Source organism: Streptomyces sp. C (genome assembly GCF_000158895.1).
In the GTDB taxonomy this organism is placed as follows: Bacteria; Actinomycetota; Actinomycetes; order Streptomycetales; family Streptomycetaceae; genus Streptomyces; species Streptomyces racemochromogenes.
Genome location: NZ_GG657750.1, coordinates 3,933,314 through 3,957,005 on the forward strand (window position 1 = coordinate 3,933,314; position 23,692 = coordinate 3,957,005).

Consider the following 23,692-nt stretch of genomic DNA (forward strand, 5'->3'; position numbering starts at 1 on the left):
GCAGCCCGTACTCCGGACCAGCGTGTGCGCCGGCGGGAGCGGCCGCGTCGATCTGCGTTGTCTGCGTTGTCGTGCTGTCTCCCGCGGATCGGGCGGGATTGCTTCCAGTCTACCGGTACCACTGACACGAATGGGGGTTTGCCGGTGCCTGAGTCCGCATGTGCCGCCCTGAACCTCCTCTCCGAGACTCCCCATATTCGGGGAGGGGCTCAAAGAGGCTCACGCGGGCGTCCAGCGCTTCGGCCTGTCAACCTCCCACTACCGTGAGGGACGCCACCCGCGCCGGCCCCGCCGGGACGCTCCGGACCGGCCCGTGAAGGGGGCTCCGAGGGGCCCGCCGGAGGGCGCCGCCAGGCCCGTCACAGGCCTGGCGGCGGCCGTGTGCGGACCGTGCGGCGGCCTCGCGCGGGCCGTCGCCGCTGGCCGGAACCCGTACGGTCGCGGAACCGGCCGGGGCCGGAACCGGCCGGGGCCGGGACCGCCGGGGGCCGGGACCCGGTCAGCCGTAGGTGTCGCCGGGGCCGGTGCTGCCCGGGGCCCGCCACGGCCCGTACCGCTTGGGGCGCCCGCCCGGTCCCTGCACCTTGATCAGCCGGACCGTGCCCTGCCCCAGTTCCGCGTTCAGCCGCGCCACCAGCTGCGGGGCCAGCAGCTTCAGCTGCGCGGCCCAGGCCGAGGAATCGCACCGCACGAGGAGTTCACGCTCCTCGTAGCGCTCCGGTTCACAGTGCGCCGCGATCTCCGGGCCGACGATCTCCGCCCAGCGCTCCATCACCCCGGCGACCGCGATCGGCATCTCCCAGCCGCGCTCGGTCCGCAGCCGGTCCAGCGCGGCCATCAGCGGCATCGGGTCCCGGCCGTCGGCGCGGGCCCCCGAGCGCAGCCCGGGCTGCTGTCGGCGCTGCTTCCCGCCCACCGCGTTGCCCCGCGCGCGGGCCTGCTCGCGCGCGGCCGCGAGGGCCTGGCGGGCCAGGTCCACCCCGGAGGGCTCCGGAGCCTTGCGCTCGTGCCGGTCGCCGTCGGTCACAGCCGGGTCACCTCACCGCCGGACACCCCGAAGCGGGTGCCCGTCAGCACGCCCGGGACGTCGTCGTCGACCGCCGCCGTCACCAGTACCTGTTCCCCGCCGGCCACCAGTTCCGCGAGCCGCTCGCGGCGGCGCGCGTCCAGCTCCGCGAAGACGTCGTCGAGGATCAGCACCGGCTCCGCCCCCTCCGAGCGCAGCAGCTCGTACGAGGCCAGGCGCAGGGCCAGCGCGTACGACCAGGACTCGCCGTGGCTGGCGTACCCCTTGGCGGGGAGGTCGCCGAGGCGCAGCAGGAGGTCGTCGCGGTGGGGGCCGGCCAGGGTCACCCCGCGCTCGATCTCCTGCTTGCGGACCTGGGACAGGGTGGCGAGCAGGACCTCGTAGAGCTCCTCGCGGGTGCGGGCTGCGCCGTTGTCGACCGGGTCGCCCGCGGAGGACTTGTACGCGAGCGCGAGCGGGCCGCCGCCGGGCGCGAGCTGCTCGTACGCCTTGTCGGCGAGCGGCAGCAGGGTGGCGATCAGGTCGAGGCGCTGGGCGAGGAGCTCGGCGCCGGCGCGCGCGAGGTGCTGGTCCCAGACGTCGAGGGTGGACAGGTCCATGGAGCGGCCGCCGTGGCGGCGGGCCATCGCGGCGGACTTCAGGAGGGTGTTGCGCTGCTTGAGGACGCGCTCGTAGTCGGAGCGGACCGCCGCCATCCGCGGGGAGCGGGCCGTCACGAGCTCGTCGAGGAAGCGGCGCCGCTCGCCGGGGTCGCCCTTGACCAGGGCGAGGTCCTCCGGGGCGAACAGCACCGTGCGTACGATTCCCAGCACGTCGCGGGGTCTGACCTGCGAGGACCGGTTGATGCGGGCGCGGTTGGCGCGGCCCGGGTTCAGTTCGAGCTCGACCAGCTGCTGGCGTTCGCCCTGGGTGACGGCGGCGCGGATGACCGCGCGGTCGGCGCCCATGCGGACGAGCGGGGCGTCCGAGGAGACGCGGTGGCTGCCCAGGGTGGCCAGGTAGCCGATGGCTTCGACGAGGTTCGTCTTGCCCTGGCCGTTGGGGCCCACGAAAGCCGTGACGCCCGGGGCGAGGGGGACCTCGGCCCGGGCGTACGAGCGGAAGTCGGCCAACGAGAGATGCGATACGTGCATACGGCGCCGACCTCCCCCGGCTTCCTGCTGTGCTCTGTGGTGCGGTGTTGCTGTGTTGCTCTGCTGCTGTCGTGCTGTGGTGCGCTTACTTCTTCTCGACCGCGTGGCCGCCGAACTGGTTGCGCAGCGCGGCGATCATCTTCATCTGCGGCGAGTCGTCCTGGCGGGACGCGAACCGGGCGAACAGCGAGGCGGTGATCGCCGGCAGCGGCACGGCGTTGTCGATGGCCGCCTCGACGGTCCACCGGCCCTCGCCGGAGTCCTGGGCGAAGCCCTTGAGCTGGTCGAGGTGCTCGTCCTCGTCCAGCGCGTTGACGGCGAGGTCCAGCAGCCAGGAACGGATGACCGTGCCCTCCTGCCAGGACCGGAAGACCTCGCGGACGTCGGTGACCGAGTCGACCTTCTCCAGGAGCTCCCAGCCCTCGGCGTAGGCCTGCATCATGGCGTACTCGATGCCGTTGTGGACCATCTTCGCGAAGTGGCCCGCGCCGACCTTGCCGGCGTGCACGGAACCGAAGTCGCCCTCGGGCTTGAGGGCGTCGAAGATCGGCTGGACCACGGCGACGTCCTTCTCGTCGCCGCCGTACATCAGCGCGTAGCCGTTCTCCAGACCCCAGACGCCGCCGGAGACGCCGCAGTCGACGAAGCCGATGCCCTTGGCCTTGAGCTCCTCGGCGTGCTTCTCGTCGTCGGTCCAGCGCGAGTTGCCGCCGTCGACGACGATGTCGCCGGGGGAGAGCAGCTCGGCCAGCTCGTCGACGGTGGACTGCGTCGCGGCCCCGGCCGGGACCATCACCCACACGACGCGGGGGGACTGCAGGCTGTCCACAAGCTCCTGCAGGCTGTGGACATCGGCGAGGTCCGGGTTGCGGTCGTATCCGATGACGGTGTGGCCTGCGCGGCGGATGCGCTCGCGCATGTTGCCGCCCATCTTGCCGAGACCGACGAGACCGAGCTCCATCAGGTGGGTTCCTTAAGCGTTGGGGCCGTCTGTACGGGGCTTCCCCGGTACCGGTGGGTTCCGGACGGTTTTCCTGGGTCGCCCGCCGGGTCCGAGCCTACGCCGGGCCATGGCTGCGGGCCGCTCCGGACGGCGCCGGGCCCGGTACTCGCGGCTGCGAGACCGGGCCCGGGGCCGGTGTACGGCGGGAGCGGGTCAGCCGGAGAGGCGGACCGGCATGATCAGGTACTTGTAGGCCTCGTCGGCCTCCGCGTCCACCGCGGGCCGGCCGCTGAGCAGCGCGGGCTTGGTGGACGTGGTGAAGCTGAGCTGGGCGGCGGGCGAGTCGATGGCGCTCAGGCCGTCCAGCAGGAACGTGGGGTTGAAGGCGATCGAGATGTCGTCGCCCTCCAGGTTCGCGTCGACGCGCTCCACAGCCTGTGCATCGTCGCTGGAGCCCGCTTCCAGGATCAGCACGCCCTGCTCGAAGCTGAGGCGGACCGGCGTGTTGCGCTCGGCGACCAGGGCCACGCGCTTGACGGCCTCGACGAACGGGGCGGTCTCGATCACGGCGACGGAGTTGAACTCCGTCGGGAAGAGGGTGCGGTACTTCGGCAGGTCGCCTTCGAGCAGGCGGGTGGTGGTGCGGCGGCCCGCGCCCTCGAAGCCGATGAGGCCCTCGCCCTGGCCGGAGCCGGAGAGCGCCAGGGTGACGGTGTCGCCGCTGGTCAGCGACTTGGCGGTGTCCAGGAGGGTCTTGGCGGGCACCAGGGCCACGGCCGAGGCCTCCGGGTTCTCCGGCTTCCACAGGAACTCGCGGACCGCGAAGCGGTAGCGGTCGGTGGAGGCCAGGGTGACGCGGTCGCCCTCGATCTCGATGCGGACACCGGTCAGCACGGGCAGCGTGTCGTCACGGCCGGCGGCGATGGCGACCTGCGCGGCGGCGGAGGCGAAGACCTCGCCGGGCACGGTGCCGGTCGCGGTCGGCATCTGCGGGAGCGCCGGGTACTCCTCCACAGGCAGGGTGTGGAGTGTGAACCGCGAGGAGCCGCAGACCACGGTCGCCCGTACACCGTCTGTGGAAATCTCCACCGGGCGGTTGGGGAGGGCGCGGCAGATGTCGGCGAGGAGCCGGCCGGAGACGAGGACGGTGCCGTCCTCCTCCACGTCCGCCTCGACGGAGACGCGGGCCGAGACCTCGTAGTCGAAGCCGGAGAGGGACAGGGTGCCCTCCTCGGCCTTCAGCAGCAGGCCCGCGAGTACGGGCACCGGCGGCCGGGCCGGGAGGCTGCGTGCAGCCCAGGCCACCGCCTCCGCGAGTACGTCGCGCTCCACCCGGATCTTCACCGGAACCGCCTCCTGCTGTTGCTCGCTCGTCTGCCGGCCTTCGTCGTCGGCCCGTCGATGCCTCGACCGATGCCGGGGACCAGTCTGACGTACGGCGCCGACAGTCGTCGCGGTTGGCGGTCAAGTCGGGAGCGAGGAGGCGGGACGGCCGTCCGGCGAGTTGTGCACAGGGCCCGCTTGAAAACCGAAACCGGCCTAACTCTCCATGGGGGTAGTAGTAGGGCCTGTGGAAACGGTGGATAAGCCCGTTCTCCCAGGTCAGCCCGCGTTTTTTATCCCCACACCCTGTGGGTGGGACCGGTGGACAACCGGGGGTGTCTGTGGAGAACGGAAAGTTCTGCACAGGCCGTCCCCAGGTGACCCTCACTACTCCACAGGTGTGTCCCCAGCTTTTCCCCAGAAGTCCACAGGGCAAACGTCGACATCCGTGTGACCGCTTTCACTCGGGGCGGTGACCGGGGGTGTGCTGTTGCCGAACAGTGGACAACGGTGTGGAGAACCGCCGGGAACCTGTGCACAGGATGCGAGAACCTGTGGGTCGGCGGTGGACAGAGGCGTGGATGAGCCTGTGGATGATTCTTCTGTCCACAGCCTGTGGATGACGCTTGCTCACAATTCCACAGGGGGTTGACCTGCCCTGATGGTTCCTCAACAGCCGCCCCTGTGGACAGATTGTGGGCGATGTGGACTGTCCTCAGGCTGTGGACGGAAGAAAACCGGGGAATCTGTGGATGACGGGCCCTCCCGGGGGCGCATTCGAACAGAGCAGGGGCGCACGGACGAAGAAGGGCGCCCCCGGTTCGATCCGGAAGCGCCCTGTCCTGAGGTTTGAGGGACCGCCAGCCGGCCCCCGTGAGGCCCGCGTCAGCCGTTCTTGATGCGGTTGGTGAGCTCCGTGACCTGGTTGTAGATCGAGCGCCGTTCCGCCATCAGGGCGCGGATCTTGCGGTCCGCGTGCATGACGGTGGTGTGGTCCCGCCCGCCGAACTGGGCACCGATCTTCGGCAGCGACAGGTCGGTGAGCTCCCGGCACAGGTACATGGCGATCTGCCGGGCGGTGACGAGGACCCGGCTGCGCGAGGAGCCGCACAGGTCGTCCACGGTCAGTCCGAAGTAGTCGGCGGTGGCCGCCATGATGTCGGAGGCGGTGATCTCGGGCGCGCTGTCCTCGCCGCCCGGGATCAGGTTCTTGAGGACGTCCTCGGTGAGCCCGAGGTCCACCGGCTGCCGGTTCAGGCTCGCGAAGGCGGTGACGCGGATCAGCGCCCCCTCCAGCTCGCGGATGTTGCGCGAGATGCGGGAGGCGATGAACTCCAGTACCTCCGGCGGGGCGTTGAGCTGCTCCTGGACGGCCTTCTTGCGCAGGATCGCGATCCGCGTCTCCAGCTCGGGCGGCTGGACGTCGGTGATCAGGCCCCACTCGAAGCGGTTGCGGAGCCGGTCCTCCAGGGTGACGAGCTGCTTGGGCGGCCGGTCGGAGGAGAGGACGATCTGCTTGTTGGCGTTGTGGAGCGTGTTGAAGGTGTGGAAGAACTCCTCCTGCGTCGACTCCTTGCTCGCGAGGAACTGGATGTCGTCGACGAGCAGGATGTCCATCTCCCGGTACCGCTTGCGGAAGGCGTCGCCCTTGCCGTCGCGGATGGAGTTGATGAACTCGTTGGTGAACTCCTCCGAGCTCACGTACCGCACGCGGGTGCCGGGGTAGAGGCTCCGCGCGTAGTGCCCGATGGCGTGCAGCAGGTGCGTCTTGCCGAGGCCCGACTCCCCGTAGACGAAAAGGGGGTTGTACGCCTTCGCCGGCGCCTCGGCGACGGCCACCGCGGCGGCGTGCGCGAAGCGGTTGGAGGCACCGATGACGAAGGTGTCGAAGAGGTACTTGGGGTTCAGCCGGGCGGTCGGCTCCAGGGGACCCGAGGTGGAGCCGCCGGAGGGCGCCGACGGCGGGGGCGCGGGCGTCGGCCGGCCGGGCGCGGGGCGCGGGGACGGCTGCTCGTACTGCTGCGGCTCGTAGCCCTGGGGCTCGTACGGCTGGGGTTCGTACGACGGGGAGTCGTACTTCTGGGGCTCGTACTTCTGGGGTTCGTAGGAGGAAGAGGACTCGTAGCCGCCCTGGTCGTACCCGCCGGGCTCGGGCTGCTGGAGGTAGCCGGGCTGCGGGGTGGCGTAGGGGTCGCGCTCGGGGAAGCCGCCGAGGCGCTGCTGCTGCCAGCCGTACTCGTCCTGGCCGCCGCGGGGCCAGGAGCCGGGCTCCTGGCGCGGCTGCTGGTACTCCGGGTAGGCGGGGCGCGCGGCCGGGAGCTGGTCCTCGCCGGCGCCGGGGCGCTGGCCGCCGTACGGCTCGTACCCCTCGCGCGGGGACGGAGCGGGCGGGGCCGGCGGCGCGGGCTCACCCGCGGAGTCGTCCACGGTGATCGCGATCCGGATCGGCCGGCCGCACTCGCGGCTCAGGGCGTCGCTGATGAGCGGGGCGAGACGGCCCTCCAGGACCCGCTTGCCCCATTCGTTGGGGACGGCGAGCAGGGCGGTGTCGGCGACGAGGGCGAGCGGCTGGCATCGTTCCACCCACTGCTTGTCCTTGGGCTCGATCCCCTGCTGGCCCTCCCCGAGCAGCTTCTCGAGCACGCGTGGCCACACTGCGGCAAGATCGGCAGGTACGTCAGCCACAGAGCACGCTCTCTCACAGGTCCCGGTCCCACGAATGTGTGGTTCTTTGGGACGGTCGGGACAAAAAATCCGGGATCAGGCAACGGTAGTCAGGCCGGTGGGTAGGGTTCAAGTCGTTGTCCACAGCCTGTGCACAGTGTGGGGCAGGGGACGCTCGGTTTGACCGGATGGCGTAGCCGCGCGTACCGTAACGAGGTCGAGTTGTCGATGGCTGCTGCCGCCTGCCTACCGATGGGCGAAGATCACTGTTTGTGATCATTTAGCGGTGTCCACTCGGGCGAACACGCGAGTTCCTCGTGGGCGCACGGTGACAGCCAGGCGATGTACCGCCACAACGATTCATTCTCTGGAGCCCCCGAGTGAGCAAGCGCACCTTCCAGCCGAACAACCGCCGTCGTGCCAAGACCCACGGCTTCCGTCTGCGGATGCGTACCCGTGCCGGTCGCGCGATCCTCGCGAACCGTCGCAGCAAGGGCCGTTCCGCCCTTTCCGCGTAACAACGCGCAGGTCGTGACGTCGTGCTGTCTCCCGAAAATCGGCTGAGGCGGCGCGAGGACTTCGCGAGCGCGGTGCGCCGAGGACGTCGGGCAGGTCGCCCGCTCCTCGTCGTCCACCTACGTACAAGCGGTGCAACGGACCCGCACGAGCCGGGGGATGCAGATCCCTCGCCGCGTGCGGGTTTCGTCGTCAGCAAGGCTGTCGGCATCGCGGTCGTCCGCAACCGGGTCAAGCGCCGGCTCCGCCATCTCGTACGTGATCGGCTGGCCCAGCTGCCCGCCGGTAGCCTGGTGGTGGTGCGGGCCCTGCCCGGAGCCGCTGATGCCGGCGTCGACGAGCTGGCCCGTGACCTGGACGCCGCCTTGGCGCGGCTGCTGGGAGGCGTGGCTCGATGAAGTACCCGCTGCTCGCTTTGATCAAGCTGTACCAGTGGACGATCAGTCCGCTGCTCGGGCCGGTGTGCCGCTACTACCCGTCGTGTTCGCACTACGGGTTCACGGCCATCGACCGGCATGGTGCGGTGAAGGGGACGGCTCTGACCGCCTGGCGGATCCTGCGGTGCAATCCGTGGTCCCCAGGTGGTGTGGATCATGTCCCACCCCGGAAACGCCCGCGTTGGCACGAGCAGCTGCGCAGTGCGTTGCGTAGATCTCGCAATGCTCAAGGAGCCTGATTAGTGGACACGATTGCCAGTCTGTTCAGCTTTATCACCACACCCGTGTCGTGGATCATCGTCCAGTTCCACAAGGTCTACGGCGCGATCTTCGGTGCGGACAGTGGATGGGCCTGGGGCCTGTCCATCGTGTCCCTGGTGATCCTGATCCGCATCTGTCTGATCCCGCTCTTCGTGAAGCAGATCAAGGCGACGCGAGGCATGCAGGCACTCCAGCCGAAGATGAAGGCGATCCAGGAGCGCTACAAGAACGACAAGCAGCGTCAGTCCGAAGAGATGATGAAGCTGTACAAGGAGACGGGTACCAACCCGCTCTCCTCGTGCCTTCCCATCCTGGCGCAGTCGCCGTTCTTCTTCGCGCTGTACCACGTGCTCGCGAGCATCGCCAACGGCAAGACCATCGGCGTGATCAACCAGCCGCTGCTGGAGAGCGCCCGCCAGGCGCACATCTTCGGTGCCCCGCTGGCCGCCAAGTTCATGGACAGCGCCGAGAAGGTCGCCGCCCTGGACGCCTCGATCACCAACGTGCGCATCGTGACCGCGGTCATGATCGTCATGATGTCGCTGTCGCAGTTCTACACGCAGCGCCAGCTGATGCAGAAGAACGTCGACCTCTCGGTCAAGACGCCCTTCATGCAGCAGCAGAAGATGCTGATGTACATCTTCCCGGTGATCTTCGCGGTCATGGGCATCAACTTCCCCGTCGGTGTCCTCGTCTACTGGCTGACCACCAACGTGTGGACCATGGGCCAGCAGATGTACGTGATCAACCAGAACCCGACGCCGGGCAGCAAGGCCCAGGACCAGTACCTGACCCGCCTGCTGAAGCACGTCACCACCCACGGCGACGTCAAGGGCCGGGGCAAGAAGAAGATCGTCGCGGCGATCGTGGCCAAGGGCCCGGACCGCAACGACAACGAGCGGAAGTTCATCACCGCGCTGACGAAGCAGGGCATGGCCGCGCAGGCGGACGGCTCCGTGATCAAGAGTTCTGAGGCCACGGCCGACTCGGACGCGGCGAGCGGCGGTGTCGCCACCAAGCGGCAGCAGCCGAAGCGGCAGTCGAAGTCCAAGCGCCAGACGCCCCCCAGCAAGCCCTCCAAGAAGTAGAAGGAGTCCCTCCCGTGACGGAAGGCACCACCACCGCCGCCGCTGAGAGTGGCGACACCCTGACCCGCCTCGAGCAGGAGGGTGAGATCGCGGCCGACTACCTTGAGGGTCTGCTGGACATCGCCGACCTGGACGGCGACATCGACATGGACGTCGAGGCCGACCGTGCCGCGGTGTCGATCGTCAGCGACTCGGGCGGCCGCGACCTGCAGAAGCTCGTGGGCCGCGACGGTGAGGTCCTGGAGGCCCTCCAGGAGCTGACCCGCCTCGCCGTGCACCGGGAGACCGGCGACCGCAGCCGGCTGATGCTGGACATCGCCGGCTTCCGGGCGAAGAAGCGCGCGGAGCTGGCGGAGCTGGGCGCGAAGGCCGCCGCGGACGTGAAGGCCTCGGGCGAGCCGCTGAAGCTGGCCCCGATGACCCCCTTCGAGCGCAAGGTCGTCCACGACGCCGTGGCGGCTGCCGGCCTGAAGAGCGAGTCCGAGGGCGAGGAGCCGCAGCGCTTCGTCGTCGTGCTCCCGGCCTGACCGGGAACGTTGTGTGTCGGCCCCGCCTGTGTCGCAGGCGGGGCCGAAGTTTGTAAGCCTGGCAGTTGAACGACACGGTTGAACGACACGGTTTTGGCGTGAGCGGTTCTGTACGGAAGGACGGTCCCCGTGACGGAGGCAGCGGAGCTTCCCGCGGCGCCTGAGGAGGCGCCCCCGGCGCCCGAAGAGGCGCGCGCGGTGTTCGGTGAGTTTTTCCCGGAAGCTGTGCGGTACGCGGAGCTGCTGGCGGACGCGGGGGTCAAGCGGGGCCTGATCGGGCCGCGTGAGGTTCCCCGGCTGTGGGAGCGGCACCTGCTGAACTGCGCGGTGCTCTCCGAGGTGGTGCCGGAGGGCGTCACCGTGTGCGACGTGGGCTCTGGCGCCGGTCTGCCCGGTATCCCGCTCGCCCTGGTGCGCCGGGACCTGAAGATCACCCTGCTGGAGCCCCTGCTGCGCAGGACGACCTTCCTCCAGGAAGTCGTGGAGCTGCTCGGGCTGGACCACGTCACCGTGGTGCGCGGCCGGGCCGAAGAAGTGCTTGGCAAGCTCCAGCCGGTGCACGTGGTGACGGCCCGCGCGGTGGCACCGCTGGACCGGCTCGCGGGCTGGGGCGTACCGCTGCTGCGTCCCTACGGCGAGATGCTGGCCCTGAAGGGCGACACCGCGGAGGAGGAGCTGGTCTCGGCGAAGGTCGCGCTGACCAAGCTGGGTGTGGTGAAGACCTCGGTGCTCCACGTGGGCGAGGGCGTCGTCGACCCGATGTCCACGGTGGTCCGGGTGGAGGTCGGAGAAAGCCCCGGTGGGGTGAGGTTCGCGGCCAAGCGGGCTAAGGCGGCGCGAGTGGGACGGGCGCGCAGGCGCCGCTGAACCCGTCGCCGAGGGTGCGTTTTGGGGCGGGTTGGGCCCTATAGGTATGGATTTCGGAGTGTCGTAGCGGGCTGAAGACTCCGTCCGGGCATCGTGTTTCACGTGAAACGTCGCTCTCTGCTGCACGGAATCATCAGCCGCGGACGTGCTGCTGCGGCCCCCCGCCCCCGCAAGGACGCGGGGGTGACGGAGTTGTCCACAACGGTGGATTCATCCACAGGAGTACGGGCCCCGCTGGTTCGCGACCCGGGTGGCATGGCAGGCTCTGTTCATCGCGAGCCCGCTGCCGAGGAGAGTGACACCGTGCGGTCCGACGCCAACCTCGCGGGGCCGATGGCCGATCCGGTCCCCGGTCCCCGCTCTGAATCGCCGGGTGAGGATGTTTCACGTGAAACATCGTCCCCGCCCCTCGTGGACAACGACGACATCGAGGACACCCCGCTCGCCCGCGCCGCCCAGCAGGCGGTCCAGTCCCTGGGGCACGCCGGCGCCGCCCTGCCGCGGCCCGCACAGACCCGGATCATGGTCGTGGCCAACCAGAAGGGCGGCGTCGGCAAGACCACGACGACCGTGAACCTGGCGGCCTCGCTGGCCCTGCACGGTGCGCGCGTCCTGGTCATCGACCTCGACCCGCAGGGCAACGCCTCCACGGCGCTGGGCATCGACCACCACGCGGATGTGCCGTCCATCTACGACGTGCTCGTGGACAGCCGTCCCCTGCTGGAGGTCGTCCAGCCGGTGGTGGACGTGGAGGGGCTCTTCTGCGCCCCGGCCACGATCGACCTCGCCGGCGCGGAGATCGAGCTGGTGTCGCTGGTGGCCCGTGAGAGCCGGCTCCAGCGGGCGATCCAGGCGTACGAGCAGCCGCTCGACTACATCCTCATCGACTGCCCGCCCTCGCTGGGCCTGCTGACGGTGAACGCCATGGTGGCCGGCGCGGAGGTGCTGATCCCCATCCAGTGCGAGTACTACGCGCTGGAGGGTCTGGGACAGCTGCTGCGCAACGTCGACCTGGTGCGGGCCCACCTGAACCCGGCCCTGCACGTCTCGACGATCCTGCTGACGATGTACGACGGCAGGACGCGACTGGCCTCGCAGGTGGCGGACGAGGTGCGCACCCACTTCGGCAAGGAGGTGCTGCGTACGAGCATCCCGCGGTCGGTGCGCATCTCGGAGGCCCCTAGCTACGGGCAGACGGTTCTCACGTACGACCCGGGTTCCAGTGGAGCCCTTTCCTACCTGGAAGCAGCGCGGGAGATCGCGCTGCGGGGGGCCGGAATCCATTACGACGCCCAGCACGCCCATCTGGGCGCGGGCATGAACAGCACGCAGAGTATGGCGGAGGGGATCCAGTGAGCGAGCGACGTAGGGGTCTGGGGCGGGGGCTCGGCGCGCTGATTCCGTCCGCTCCCCAGGAGAAGACGCCGGTGGTGGGTACCGGGTCGACGAACCCGTCCGCGGTGCCGGTGCTCCAGTCGGAGCGGGGGATCGCCGCGGCGAAGCTCGCCGCGTTGGTCCAGGCGGATGTTTCACGTGAAACATCAGTGCCGGTGGAAGTGGCGGCTGTGGAGCCGGCGAGCAAGGAGGTGGCGGGAGCGACGTTCGCGGAGCTTCCGCTGAACGCGATCTCGCCGAACCCGAAGCAGCCGCGCAACATGAAGCACCTCGACGAGGACGCGCTGGCCGAGCTGGTGACCTCGATCCAGACGGTGGGCCTGCTCCAGCCGGTGGTGGTCCGGGAGACGGAGCCCGGCCGCTATGAGCTGATCATGGGCGAGCGCCGTTTCCGTGCCTGCGGGCTGGCGGGGCTGGAGTCCATCCCCGCGATCATCCGGGCGACGGACGACGACAAGCTCCTGCTGGACGCCCTCCTGGAGAACCTGCACCGCGTGCAGCTGAACCCGCTGGAGGAGGCCGCCGCGTACGACCAGCTCCTCAAGGAGTTCAACTGCACGCACGACCAGCTGGCGGACCGGATCGGGCGCTCGCGTCCGCAGGTCACCAACACCCTGCGGCTGCTGAGGCTCTCTCCCGACGTGCAGCTCAAGGTGGCCTCCGGTGTGCTGCTGGCGGGTCATGCGCGGGCGCTCGTCTCCGTTGAGGACTTCGGGGAGCAGCTCCGCCTCGCCGAGCGGATCGTGGCCGAGGGGCTGTCGGTGCGCTCGGTCGAGGAGATCATCCAGCTGATGGGCTCGGAGCCGTCGAGCACCGTGAAGCCCAAGGGCCCGCGAGCGGGGGCGCGGGTGTCCCCGGCGCTCAGCGAGCTGGCGACCCGTCTGTCCGACCGGTTCGAGACCCGGGTGAAGGTGGATCTGGGCCAGAAGAAGGGCAAGATCACCGTCGAGTTCGCGTCGATGGAGGATCTGGAGCGCATCCTGGGAACGCTGGCCCCGGGTGAGGGCCGCGTCCTCGAACAGGGTCTCTCCGGGGAGTAGTACCCCCGCCTCGTTCCACTCGCTGCCCCCTGCTTCTTCGAGATGTCCACACTCGAAGAAGCAGGGGGCAGTGCTTACGATGTGGGCATGGGTCGTCGGCTGGTACCGCTCACGCTGGACAACCTCCAGGACCTGCCCAGGCGTTGCCGGAGCTGTGTGTTCTGGGAGCTGGATCCCGTCACCGGCGAGGCCGCCGTGAAGGCGGGTACTCCGGAGCTGGAGAAGGAGGCATGGATCTCGGCCGTCCTGCTGGACTGGGGCTCCTGTGGCCGGGTGGTCTACGTGGACGAGGTCCCGGTCGGGTTCGTGCTGTACGCCCCGCCCGCCTATGTGCCGAGGGCCGCTTCCTTCCCGACGAGCCCGGTGTCCCCGGACGCGGTGCAGCTGATCACGGGATGGATCATGCCGGGGTACCAGGGGCAGGGCCTGGGGCGGGTGATGGTCCAGACGGTCGCGAAGGACCTGCTGCGACGGGGGTTCAAGGCGATCGAGGCGTTCGGCGAAGCGCGGTGGGAGCGGCCCGCCTGTCTGCTGCCGGCTGACCATCTGCTGTCGGTGGGTTTCAAGACCGTACGCCCCCACCCGTCCCACCCCCGGCTGAGGCTGGAGCTGCGCACGACGCTGTCGTGGAAGGAAGACGTGGAGCTCGCCCTGGACCGCCTGTTGGGCGGAGCGAGGGCCCGCAAGGAGCCGGCACTGCGCCCGCTGTGAGCGCCTGGGCTTCCGGACATGCGAACGGGGCCGCCCCTTCAGGGGCGGCCCCGTTTCACGTGGTCACTGCCGACCGCACGGGGCGGCTTATCAGGCCTGCACCTCGACGAAGTCCGACAGGTCGCGCAGGATGGCGGCCTTGGGCTTCGCGCCGACGATGGTCTTCACGACCTCGCCGCCCTGGTAGACGTTCAGGGTCGGGATGGACATGACGCCGTACTTGGCCGCGGTGCCCGGGTTCTGGTCGATGTTGAGCTTCACGATCTCGATCTGCTCGCCGTACTCGGCCGCGATGGCCTCCAGCGAGGGCGCGATCTGGCGGCACGGGCCGCACCACTCGGCCCAGAAGTCGACCAGCACGGGCTTGTCGCTGCGCAGGACGGCTTCGTCGAAGTCCGCGTCGGTCACATTCTTGAGGGTGCCGGCCACAGCGGCCTCCTTCTTTTCTACGGGGTGTGGGGTGTGGGGATGGAGCCGGGTCAGACGGTCGCGGCCGCCGGCTCGGCGTCCGAGAGCGCCGCGAGGAAGCGCTCCGCGTCGAGGGCTGCCGAGCAGCCGGTGCCGGCCGCGGTGATCGCCTGACGGTAGGTGTGGTCCACGACGTCGCCGGCGCCGAACACGCCGGTGACGTTGGTGCGCGTCGAGGGGGCGTCGACCTTGAGGTAGCCCTCGTCGTCCAGGTCGAGCTGGCCGGTGAACAGCTCGGTGCGCGGGTCGTGTCCGACGGCGATGAACAGGCCGGTCACGGGCAGCTCGGAGGTCTCACCGGTCTTGGTGTTGCGCAGGGTGAGGCCGGAGAGCTTCTGCTCGCCGTGGATCTCGGCGACCTCGCTGTCCCAGGCGAACTTGATCTTCGGGTCGGCGAAGGCGCGATCCTGCATGGTCTTGGAGGCGCGCAGGCTGTCACGACGGTGGACGATCGTGACGGACTTGGCGAACCGGGAGAGGAAGGTGGCCTCCTCCATCGCGGTGTCGCCGCCGCCGACGACGGCGATGTCCTGGTCCTTGAAGAAGAACCCGTCACAGGTGGCACACCAGGAGACACCGCGGCCGGACAGGGCGTCCTCGTTGGGCAGACCGAGCTTGCGGTGCTGGGAGCCGGTCGTGACGATGACGGCCTTGGCGCGGTGCACCGTGCCGGCGGTGTCCGTGACGGTCTTGATCTCACCGGTGAGGTCCACGGCGACGACGTCGTCCGGGACGAGCTCGGCGCCGAAGCGCTCGGCCTGGTCGCGCATGTTGTCCATGAGGTCCGGGCCCATGATGCCGTCCCGGAAGCCGGGGAAGTTCTCGACCTCGGTGGTGTTCATGAGCGCGCCGCCGGCGGTGACGGCACCTTCGAAGACCAGGGGGTTGAGCGAAGCGCGTGCGGTGTACAGGGCGGCCGTGTAACCGGCCGGCCCGGAGCCGATGATGATCACGTTTCGTACGTCGCTCACGGGTTCTTTCCTCGTCTCTGCGGACTTCGTGCTGCCTACCGGGGGCCGGTGCGGACTCTCACCCCACCCAACGGATCCTACGGCGCGCACATTCCCCGCTTGGCCCCTCCAGTCCCGCAACGCGCGGCGGGCCACCCCGTGACCCCGTCAGTTGCGGGGATATGTACTGGTCAGCAGGGGCTTGTTCGGTGTTTGCGCGGGATTGTCCGCGCAGCCGGCGGCCATGAGATACGCGTCCACCAACGCGGGGTCACCCGGGTGGGGCAGTACGACGAGGTAGACGGGAGTGCCCTGGTAGCTGCCGCGCTCGGCGGCGACCGGCGGTTCGGTCCGGCCGGTGCCCAGCTGGACGCAGGGCGGGACAGCGGTCGGCTCCGGAGAGGCGAGCCGGTCGGCGGGAGCCAGCCCGGGGGAGGCTTCCTGGATCCCCATGCTTCTGTCGGTCTCGCCCGGTGCGGTCTTCGGGGTGTTCGCCGCGGCTTCCCCGGCGAGCAGCTGCCGGACGCTCTGCCGGAGTCCCTGGGCGGTGTACTCGCCGGGGGTCGCGGAGCCGGCGGAGGCCCTCGCCGTGTCGTTGCGCGTGGCGGTGTCGTGCGAGCCGGTGCCGCCCAGTCCGTTGAAGAGGACGACGGCGAGCGCGCAGGCGGCCGCCCCGGCCAGCCCGGTGAGGACGGCGATGCGGCGCCGGGCGCGCCGACGACCGGGACCGGTTGGGCCAGACGGGTGACCGGTGGGCCGGTGGGTCTCGCTGCGGCCGGAGCCGCCCGCGTTCGTCCGCGGTGTTTCACGTGAAACATCGCCCGCGGGGTGCGTCTCCGGGACGGTGGCCCCGGCCCGGGGGGTCGTCGAGTCGAGGAGCGCCTCGGCGGCGAGGGCCGCGTCGATCCGGCCTGCGATGGACGAGGGCATGCGCGGCGGCCCCGGGAGGGTGCCGAGGAGGGACCGGATCTCCTCCAGGGAGGCGAGCACGTCGGCGCAGAGCGCACAGTTCCCGAGGTGGCTGCGCACCTCGGCGCTACGGGAGGGGGAGAGCAGTCCTTCGGTGAGGTCGGAGATCTCCGATACCTCCGGGTGCCAGGTCGTGCCGGCAGTGCCGGTCATGCCGGTCGAGGGGCTCACGGTCGTCCACCTCCGCCCTTCACAGCGTCTGGATCCGGTTGTGGATTCCTGGGGTCTGCCGCAGGTGGGACGGCTGTCCCCGGCGTCCGGTTCCTTCCCCGCTCCGAGGTGGTGTTATCCCCGGCATTCGTGCGCAGATGAGTGAGCATCGGGAGGAGTTTGGCCCGGCCCCGCGCGCACCGGCTCTTCACGGTGCCGGTGGGGACGTCGAGGATGCGCGCGGCGTCGGCGACGGGGTATCCCTGCATGTCGACGAGGACCAGGGCGGCCCGCTGCTCGGCCGGGAGGGTGCTGAGGGCGGCCAGGAGCTGGCGGTGGAGGTCCTGGCGCTCTGCGGGTGCCTCGGCGGACTCGTGGGGCTCCAGCAGCCGCTCCAGGCGGTCCGTGTCGTCGAGGGGGGCGGTCCGGCGGGAGGCGGCCTTGCGGGCGCGGTCGAGACAGGCGTTCACGGTGATCCGGTGCAGCCAGGTGGTGACCGCGGAATCACCCCGGAAGGTGTGGGCGGCCCGGTAGGCGGAGACGAGGGCGTCCTGAACGGCGTCGGCGGCCTCCTCGCGGTCGCCGAGGGTGCGCAGCGCGACGGCCCAGAGCCGGTCGCGGTGGCGCCGTACGAGCTCCCCGAAGGCGTCGGGATCGCCGGCGACGTGCAGGGAAAGGAGATCCCGGTCGCTGTGCTCGCCGGTCGCGGCGTCGTCCAACGGTGAGCTCCCTCCCCTGCCTGCGTCAGCCCTTGAACTGCACGTCCGTGATGCCCTGCTTGTAGCCTTCGCCGCTGAAGTTGTCGTAGGGCGCGTACGGCATGGCCGTGATCCACAGGAGCACGTAGCGGGTCTTGACCGGCTTCTCCACGGTCAGCTTGACGCTGCTGTCCTTGGTGCTCGTGGTCGTGATCTTCTTCTTGGAGTCGGCCGACTCCGCCGCGTACAGCGTCAGGGTGGTGTGGTCGCCCGGGTACTTCAGCGCTATCGAGACCTCGCTGACCTCCTGCTCGGAGCCGAGGTCGTAGGCGATCCCGACACCGGGCTTGATCACGATCTTGGGGCCGTCGGAGAAGCTCCTGGTCCGCCAGTAGCTGGACGGGTCCCCGTCGTACGTCTTGCCGACGTCGGCCGCGTTCTGCGGGACGCCGTCCGCGGCGTACTCCTTCGCGCCCTTGATGGAGAGCGGCTTGAGCTCCTTCTTCTGAGCGGCGTCGTTGGGGCCCTGCTGCTGGGTCTGGGTGTTGTCACCGCCGCCCGACTTGCTGTGGTCCAGCAGGGTGTCGGCGAGCTGCCAGCTGCCGAGGCCCAGGGCGACGATCAGCAGGGCGGCGACGCCCCACTTCAGGGCGCGCCCGGTGCGGCTCTGCAGCGGCGGCGGGGGCACGGACGGGACCGCCTGGGTGGTCGGCAGCCCGACCGGCGCCGGACGGCCGTAGGTGCCCTGCTGGTAGGTGGTGTGCTGGTACTCCGGAGGCGCGGTGAAGGCGGGCTCCGGCGGCCGGATGCGGGGCATCTCGGCGACGGCCTTGGCCAGCTCCTCGGGGCTGGTGCAGGCGGGCTCCTGGCGGGATGCGGTCGCCCCGTCGTTGGCGAGGGCGCGCATGGCGAGCTCGCCGAGGCCCCTGTGGACGCCGGCGCGGACCTGGTCGGGGGCGAGCAGACCGACGCCCTTGGGCAGGCCGCGCAGACCGTACGCGTCGTTCTCGTAGGGCCAGCGCTGGGTGAGGGAGGCGTACAGCAGCGCGCCGATGGCCTCGGTGTCCGCCCGCTGCGGGGTGTCGCTGGTGATGCCGCGCAGGGCGGCGTTCACGGCGAGGCCGCGGATGCGGTACTGGCCGGTGGACGTCCGCAGTATCGCGCTGGGCGTCAGGCGCAGGTGGGCCAGGCCCTCGCGGTGGGCGGCGGCCATGGCCTGGGAGACCTGGCTGACCAGCTGGTAGGCCTCGTGGGGTTCGAGGGTGCCGGCGGCCAGGACCGAGGTCAGCTCGGTGGCGTCGGGCAGCCACTCGTGGACGACGTAGACGAGGTCGTTCTCCTCCACCGCGTCGAGGACCTGGACGAACCGGGGGTCACCGAGCAGGGCGGAGGAGCGGGCCGCGGCCAGGACGCTGCGGGCCCTGGGGTGGTCCGCGGGCAGCAGGTGGACGCCCACCGCGCGGCGCAGCTTCTCGTCCATGGCACGCCAGCTGCTGAACCCGTCCAGACGGGTGACGCACTCCTCCAGGCGATAGCGCCGCGCGAGCTTGTGCCCGCTGTGCAGTTCCGGCGCGGCCGCGGGTGCCGCGGCCGCACGTTCGCCGTCCTTTTCGGGCACGGGTCCGTCCGAGGCTTTTCCGTTCTTGGCGTCCACCCCGTCGGCCGTGGCCTTGGCCGCATCTGCGGCCAGCGGCTGCTCGCCGCTGTTGTGGGCCACGTCGACGGCAGCCGTGCTACGTTCCGCCACCGTCGTCCCTGCCTCCCCATCCGTTGCGCGCTGTCGGCCAGTCTGCGAAGCCATGCCAATTGTGCCCACAGTCCGCCGCTATGCACGACACACGAAGGGGGGTGACGGTTGTGCGCATCAGCGCCCCAGACGTCCGCGGACCATTCCGACCATGGAGTTGAGCTCTTCGATCCGCATCCGCTTGGCGGCGAGGAGGAACACGCCTCCCAGGGCGATGCCGCCCGCGACCAGGGCGGCGACGGAACCGAGGGCTCCGCTGCCCATGACCTGCATGACCCCGTAGGCGGCGGCGCCGCCCACCACGGCGGCCGGGACGCACGCGCCGATCAGACGGGTGTAGGTGCGCATGACGTGGGCGCCGTCGAGGTCCCCGCCGAGACGGACCTTGAGGCGGCGCCAGGCCACGCCGACGCCGACCACGTAGCCGAGGCCGTACGCGGCGGCCATGCCGACGACCGCCCAGCGAGCCGGGAGCACGAAATAGGCGAGGGCGGAGACACCGGCGTTGACCGCCGCCACGATGACCGTGTTGTAGAAGGGGGTCCGGGTGTCCTCGTAGGCGTAGAAGCCGCGCAGGACCACGTACTGGACGGAGTAGGGGATCAGGCCGAGTCCGAAGGCCATCAGGACGTAGCCGATGTTCAGGGCGTCCTTGCCCGCGCTCGCGTAGAGCAGGGTGGCCATCGGGACGCCCAGCGCGAGGAAGGCGAAGGCGCAGGGCACGATGGCGACGGCCGAGGTGCGCAGACCGTAGGAGATGTCGTCGCGGACCGCGGCGGCGTCGCCGTCGTGCGCGGAGCGGGAGATGCGCGGCAGGACGGCCGTCATGACGGAGACGGTGATGATCGCCTGCGGCATCTGCCACAGCAGCAGCGCGTAGTTGTAGGCGGTGATGCCGGTACCGCCGTGGCCCTGCTGCTCGGCGGCGGTGCCCGCCGCGGTGGCGAGCTGGGTGACGACGACGAGGCCGATCTGGTTGGCGAGGACGAAGAAGAACGTCCACTTGGCCAGGCCGGCCGCCTTGCCGAGGCCGTGGCCCTTCCAGTCGAAGCGCAGGCGGGGCTTGAAGCCCGCGTCGCGCAGGTAGGGCAGCATCGCAAGGGACTGGACGGCGAGTCCGAGCAGGGTGCCGATGCCCAGCAGGCGGACGCCCTCCGGGGTGATCGTCGCTTCCGAGACACCGGAGGTGGTGAAGCCGCCGAAGGCCCAGATGAAGGCGCCGAAGGTGGCGATGACGACGATGTTGTTGAGGACCGGGGTCCACATCATCGCGCCGAACCGGCCCCGGGCGTTGAGGATCTGACCGAGCACCACGTGGACGCCCATGAAGAACATCGTGGGCAGGCAGTAGTGGGCGAAGGCCACCGCGACGTCGAGGCGCTTGGGGTCACCGGCGATCGTCGGGGACATCATGCGGATGAACAGCGGTGCCGCGAGCACGCAGACCGTGGTGACCGCGCCGAGCAGCGTGATGACGAGCGTGAGCAGGCGGTTGGCGTAGGCCTCGCCGCCGTCGTCGTCGTTCTTCATCGCGCGCACGAGCTGCGGGATGAAGACCGCGTTGAGGGCACCGCCGCCGACGAGGACGTAGATCATCGTCGGCAGGGTGTTGGCGACCTGGTAGGAGTCGTTGAGGGTGGCGACGCCGATGGCGCCCGCGATCACCAGGGTGCGGCCGAAGCCGGTGATGCGGGAGACGATCGTGCCGGCCGCCATCAGGGCGCTGGACTTGAGCAGGCCGGCCGCCTTGCCGGCGGGCTTGGCCGGAGCCGGTGCGGCGACCGGTGGGTCCTCGGCGGGCGGGCCGGCTGCTCCGGGGGCGGCCTGCTGGTCGCGGTAGAGGTGCGTGAAGGCGTCGGGCTCGGGCTCTTCCTCGGACGCCCGGGTCACGAGCGAGTCCACTCCGACGAACTGCGTCGTCGCCGCGTGGTCGCCGTAGGGCAGGTGGCGGGAAGGGCCGTCGGGCTCCGGCGGCGGGGTCTGGGCCCAGACGTGCGGGTCGGGGCCGTGGGAGGGGGCCTGGGGAGCCGCGTAGAGCGGGCCGGCCTCCTGGTACGTGCCCGGCGGCGGCGGGGGGTGCGAGGCCCGGTCGTAGAGGGCCTCGGCCACCGGGTCCTGGGCCGACAGGTCCTGCGACCGGTAGGGGTCGTAGTCGTAGGCGTCCTGGACGTACGGGTCGTGGTCCTGTGGGGGCGCGGGCGCCGGACCCTGCCCGGGCACCTGAGCGCCCGGGGCAGTGCCCTGGGAGGGCGTTGGCCCGCCAGTGCCCTGCGCGCGGTCACCGTTGTACGGCGCGTTCATCGCAACCCCACCTCATCGTCCCCAGGCCGAACGGCCACGGCATCGCTCAACGGTCCACTGTCTCACTCGTGCCGGACCCCTCGGTGCTTTGCGGTCCGGTGTCCGTGGACTCGTCACTCGGCTGCGTGCTCTCCTCGGCGGCTGCCCGCGCGGCGACGCGCTTGCGGCTGGCGTACATCTTGATGCCCGCCAGAACGAGGAGGAGCACACCGCCGGCGATGACGAGCATGACGGTGGGAGTGATCTCGGTGGCCTCGACCGTGAACTTGCGTTCCTTGCCGTACGGCACGCCGTCCTTGGTGTACAGGCGTGCACTGACCTCGACCGGACCACTCGCGGTGGCGTTGGCGGTGAACTTTACCGTCTGGCTGTGACCGCCCTGAACGGTGACTTCCTGTTCCGATTCGCCGCTGTCGCCGAACATCAGACGGGTGGGGTTGGCGGACTTCACTCGCAGCACGAGGTTGTGGACGTCCTGGACGAGGCTGTTCTGGACGCTGACGGGAATGGTCGCGCTGTGGCCGGACAGGGTGGCGTCGGACTTGGGGACGACCTTGACCTTGTCGGTCAGTCCGATCAAGTAGGCCTGCACCTGGTCGCGGTAGGCGGCGGCCTCCTCGGGGCGGCCCCGCCAGGAAGTCGACATCTCCCGGTTCGTGGTGTTGCCGAACGGGATCTCGACGCGGTCCGGCGCCGAGAGGATGACCTTGAAGTGGTCGAGCGTGCTCTGTGTGGTGCGGATCTTCTCGAAGGCGGACACCGGAAGCTCCTGCTTGGCCAGGGCTTCCGGGTACTGGCCGGCGCCCGGCACCTGGGTCGCGGCACCGGGGTCGGGCTTCGCCGCGGCCGCCGCCTCCAGGTCGGAGGGCTGGGTCCACCGGGCCGGCTGGAGCCCGCGCAGGGCGACGGCCATCGAATCCGCCTGGCTGGCCGTCGGCCGGCGCTGCGGCGTCACCACGTAGCTGCGCGGCTCGTCGCTGTTCTGCAGGTTCAGGGCGAGGCTGTGGGCCAGGAACCGCTGCACGGCGAGCGTGGAGCTCCCGGCGGCGGCCATGTCGCCCTCGAAGGCGGTGGAGAGGTCGGCGTCGGCCACCACGGCGGTGGTGCCCGCACCGATGGGACGGGCGGCCGTCGGGGTGTAGCCGAGCGCGCCGGTCTCCTGCAGGCTGTCGCTGCGGGCCAGGACGTTGTGCGCGCCGGCCGAGGTGGCGACGTTGACGATCGCGGGGTCGATGGCGCCGTCCACCGGCCAGGAGAAGTCGGTGGAGGCGGGGACGTGCAGCACCGTCTCCACGGCCTGCTTCGCCTTGTCGGTGGCGGGCCGCAGCTGGCCCAGGGTGCCCGAGACGTCCTTGCCGTGGTGGGCCAGGGAGGCGATGTCGGGATCGGCGAAGGGCAGCGCGACGACCTTCTTGCCCTGTACGGCGGTCTCCAGGGCGCTCAGCCACTGCTCGGCGACGGCCCTGTTCCTGCCCTGTACGGGCTTGCCGTCCGGGTTGGGGCTGCGGACCCGGTAGCCCTTGGTCATGGCGTCGACCGCGGTGAGCAGGTCGGGGTCGATGACCCAGGTGACCGGCAGGTCCTTGCCGAGCGCGACCATCCGCTCCAGACGGCCGCCCGGCCGCAGCTCGTCCGCCAGGGAGTCGTCGAGGAAGACGGGGGTCTGGAGCTCGTCCGAGCCGGTCTCCGCAGTGACGTGCGTGGTGGAGACCAGCGGCCACACGTAGGTCAGCGAGGACCGCTTGGCCGCCGGCTCCGGCTGCCAGGGCAGGAAGGTCCGCTGGATGCCCAGGACCTGCTCGTGCGGGCGGCTGTCGGTCGACCCGGACAGGGAGACGCCGAGCTGGTAGACCCCGTCCGCACCCAGGTCCAGCTTGTTCACCGGCACCTTGATCGTGAACTGCTGGCCGACCTTGGAGGTCAGCGAGTCGAACTTCACGGCGAAGGCCGAGTCGATCTCCCCCGGATCCACTCCGGGCCGGAAGCCCTTGCGGTCCGACACCTCGCCGATCGCCGACCGGTCCCCCAGCCTGGGGCCGACCCGCAGTCCCACATGGGCGTTCTTGATCGTCTCAGGGCCGTTGTTGACCACGGTGCCGGAGATCGTGAGCGTGTCGCTCTTGATCGGAGCGCTCGGTGACACCTCGGTCAGCTGCACGTCGACCGAGGGGTCGGCCGCGTGCGCGGCCGGGGCGGGGGCGTAGATCAGGGCGGCCAGCACCGGTGTCCCGCTCAGCAGGACCACTGCCCGCCGCAGCCAGCGGCGCCGGGCAGGGACGGAGGCCGCCCCCTGGATGTCTGCCGCATCGGCCACGCGTTCGCCCGTCCCTCGAAGTGTCAGTGGTCGTCGGTTCTGCGTCCACGCATGGTAACGAGGTGCGCTGTGCGCGAGTGCCGCGCCTTGCTCCACACGATCGGTTCCGCTTCCCGGGCCGCCGACGGCGGGGTGGCGGTGAAACGGGGGAGCCCGCGCCGGG

The 23,692-nt window shown here is 70.4% G+C and carries 20 protein-coding genes and 1 pseudogene; 9 read left to right on the forward strand and 12 right to left on the reverse strand.

Annotated elements, in window-relative coordinates; genetic code table 11:
• Nucleotides 1-499: 499 nt before the first annotated feature.
• The 5 genes from SSNG_RS17610 to dnaA form a co-directional block, all read right to left on the reverse strand.
• Entirely contained in the window at nt 500-1,027 is a 528-nt protein-coding gene (locus tag SSNG_RS17610) for a DciA family protein (protein ID WP_007265223.1), read from the reverse strand.
• Nucleotides 1,024-2,160 (reverse strand): DNA replication/repair protein RecF, encoded by a 1,137-nt coding sequence (gene recF / locus SSNG_RS17615; protein WP_007265224.1) that lies wholly within the window; start codon nt 2,158-2,160, stop codon nt 1,024-1,026. Before recF ends, SSNG_RS17610 begins: the two co-directional genes overlap by 4 nt.
• An 85-nt stretch (nt 2,161-2,245) precedes the next feature.
• Entirely contained in the window at nt 2,246-3,121 is an 876-nt protein-coding gene (gene gnd / locus SSNG_RS17620; protein WP_007265225.1) for a phosphogluconate dehydrogenase (NAD(+)-dependent, decarboxylating), read from the reverse strand.
• 195 nt (nt 3,122-3,316) lie between these two features.
• A complete protein-coding gene (gene dnaN / locus SSNG_RS17625) occupies nt 3,317-4,447 on the reverse strand; it encodes a DNA polymerase III subunit beta (RefSeq protein WP_007265226.1) in 1,131 nt (376 codons plus the stop codon).
• A gap of 864 nt (nt 4,448-5,311) precedes the next feature.
• A complete protein-coding gene (gene dnaA / locus SSNG_RS17630; protein ID WP_007265228.1) occupies nt 5,312-7,111 on the reverse strand; it encodes a chromosomal replication initiator protein DnaA in 1,800 nt (599 codons plus the stop codon).
• Nucleotides 7,112-7,470: 359 nt separating this feature from the next.
• Here dnaA and rpmH point away from each other — a divergent pair, with 359 nt between their 5' ends.
• The 9 genes and pseudogenes from rpmH (at nt 7,471) to SSNG_RS17665 (ending at nt 13,932) form a co-directional block, all read left to right on the forward strand.
• Nucleotides 7,471-7,608: a 50S ribosomal protein L34 gene (gene rpmH / locus SSNG_RS17635; RefSeq protein WP_007265229.1), complete on the forward strand. Its 138-nt coding sequence runs from the start codon at nt 7,471-7,473 to the stop codon at nt 7,606-7,608.
• Nucleotides 7,609-7,629: 21 nt separating this feature from the next.
• Entirely contained in the window at nt 7,630-8,004 is a 375-nt protein-coding gene (rnpA, locus tag SSNG_RS39895) for a ribonuclease P protein component (protein WP_007265230.1), read from the forward strand.
• A pseudogene (yidD, locus tag SSNG_RS39900) lies at nt 8,001-8,255 on the forward strand (membrane protein insertion efficiency factor YidD); the annotation flags it as partial. The gene rnpA and the pseudogene yidD, both read left to right, overlap by 4 nt.
• 30 nt (nt 8,256-8,285) lie before the next feature.
• Nucleotides 8,286-9,392: a membrane protein insertase YidC gene (gene yidC / locus SSNG_RS17640; RefSeq protein WP_007265232.1), complete on the forward strand. Its 1,107-nt coding sequence runs from the start codon at nt 8,286-8,288 to the stop codon at nt 9,390-9,392.
• A gap of 14 nt (nt 9,393-9,406) precedes the next feature.
• A complete protein-coding gene (locus SSNG_RS17645) occupies nt 9,407-9,919 on the forward strand; it encodes a R3H domain-containing nucleic acid-binding protein (RefSeq protein WP_007265233.1) in 513 nt (170 codons plus the stop codon).
• Nucleotides 9,920-10,048: 129 nt separating this feature from the next.
• Nucleotides 10,049-10,786: a 16S rRNA (guanine(527)-N(7))-methyltransferase RsmG gene (rsmG, locus tag SSNG_RS17650; protein ID WP_007265234.1), complete on the forward strand. Its 738-nt coding sequence runs from the start codon at nt 10,049-10,051 to the stop codon at nt 10,784-10,786.
• A 255-nt stretch (nt 10,787-11,041) separates the two neighbouring features.
• Nucleotides 11,042-12,142, forward strand: coding sequence for an AAA family ATPase (locus SSNG_RS17655; RefSeq protein ID WP_007265235.1), 1,101 nt, complete (start codon nt 11,042-11,044; stop codon nt 12,140-12,142).
• Nucleotides 12,139-13,221 carry a ParB/RepB/Spo0J family partition protein gene (locus SSNG_RS17660; RefSeq protein ID WP_007265236.1) on the forward strand — a complete coding sequence of 361 codons (1,083 nt, stop codon included), beginning with the start codon at nt 12,139-12,141 and terminating at the stop codon, nt 13,219-13,221. The genes SSNG_RS17655 and SSNG_RS17660 overlap by 4 nt, the downstream gene beginning before the upstream one ends.
• A gap of 87 nt (nt 13,222-13,308) precedes the next feature.
• Nucleotides 13,309-13,932, forward strand: a complete 624-nt coding sequence (locus tag SSNG_RS17665) for a GNAT family N-acetyltransferase (RefSeq protein ID WP_007265237.1) — start codon at nt 13,309-13,311, stop codon at nt 13,930-13,932.
• A gap of 90 nt (nt 13,933-14,022) precedes the next feature.
• On the opposite strand, the gene trxA is transcribed toward SSNG_RS17665, so the two are convergent.
• The 7 genes from trxA to SSNG_RS17700 all read right to left on the reverse strand — a co-directional run bounded on the left by trxA (nt 14,023) and on the right by SSNG_RS17700 (nt 23,529).
• Nucleotides 14,023-14,361, reverse strand: coding sequence for a thioredoxin (gene trxA, locus SSNG_RS17670; protein WP_007265238.1), 339 nt, complete (start codon nt 14,359-14,361; stop codon nt 14,023-14,025).
• A 50-nt stretch (nt 14,362-14,411) separates the two neighbouring features.
• Nucleotides 14,412-15,371: a thioredoxin-disulfide reductase gene (gene trxB / locus SSNG_RS17675; protein ID WP_007265239.1), complete on the reverse strand. Its 960-nt coding sequence runs from the start codon at nt 15,369-15,371 to the stop codon at nt 14,412-14,414.
• Between the two features lie 147 nt (nt 15,372-15,518).
• Nucleotides 15,519-16,490, reverse strand: coding sequence for a hypothetical protein (locus SSNG_RS17680; RefSeq protein WP_347232454.1), 972 nt, complete (start codon nt 16,488-16,490; stop codon nt 15,519-15,521).
• On the reverse strand, nt 16,487-17,188 hold the full coding sequence (gene sigM, locus SSNG_RS17685) for an RNA polymerase sigma factor SigM (protein WP_007265241.1): 702 nt from the start codon (nt 17,186-17,188) through the stop codon (nt 16,487-16,489). Before sigM ends, SSNG_RS17680 begins: the two co-directional genes overlap by 4 nt.
• A gap of 25 nt (nt 17,189-17,213) precedes the next feature.
• Nucleotides 17,214-18,914, reverse strand: a complete 1,701-nt coding sequence (locus tag SSNG_RS17690) for a protein kinase family protein (RefSeq protein ID WP_042801255.1) — start codon at nt 18,912-18,914, stop codon at nt 17,214-17,216.
• A gap of 117 nt (nt 18,915-19,031) precedes the next feature.
• Nucleotides 19,032-21,215, reverse strand: coding sequence for a murein biosynthesis integral membrane protein MurJ (gene murJ / locus SSNG_RS17695; RefSeq protein ID WP_007265243.1), 2,184 nt, complete (start codon nt 21,213-21,215; stop codon nt 19,032-19,034).
• A gap of 46 nt (nt 21,216-21,261) precedes the next feature.
• Nucleotides 21,262-23,529 carry a DUF6049 family protein gene (locus tag SSNG_RS17700; protein ID WP_206731305.1) on the reverse strand — a complete coding sequence of 756 codons (2,268 nt, stop codon included), beginning with the start codon at nt 23,527-23,529 and terminating at the stop codon, nt 21,262-21,264.
• Nucleotides 23,530-23,692 lie beyond the last annotated feature (163 nt).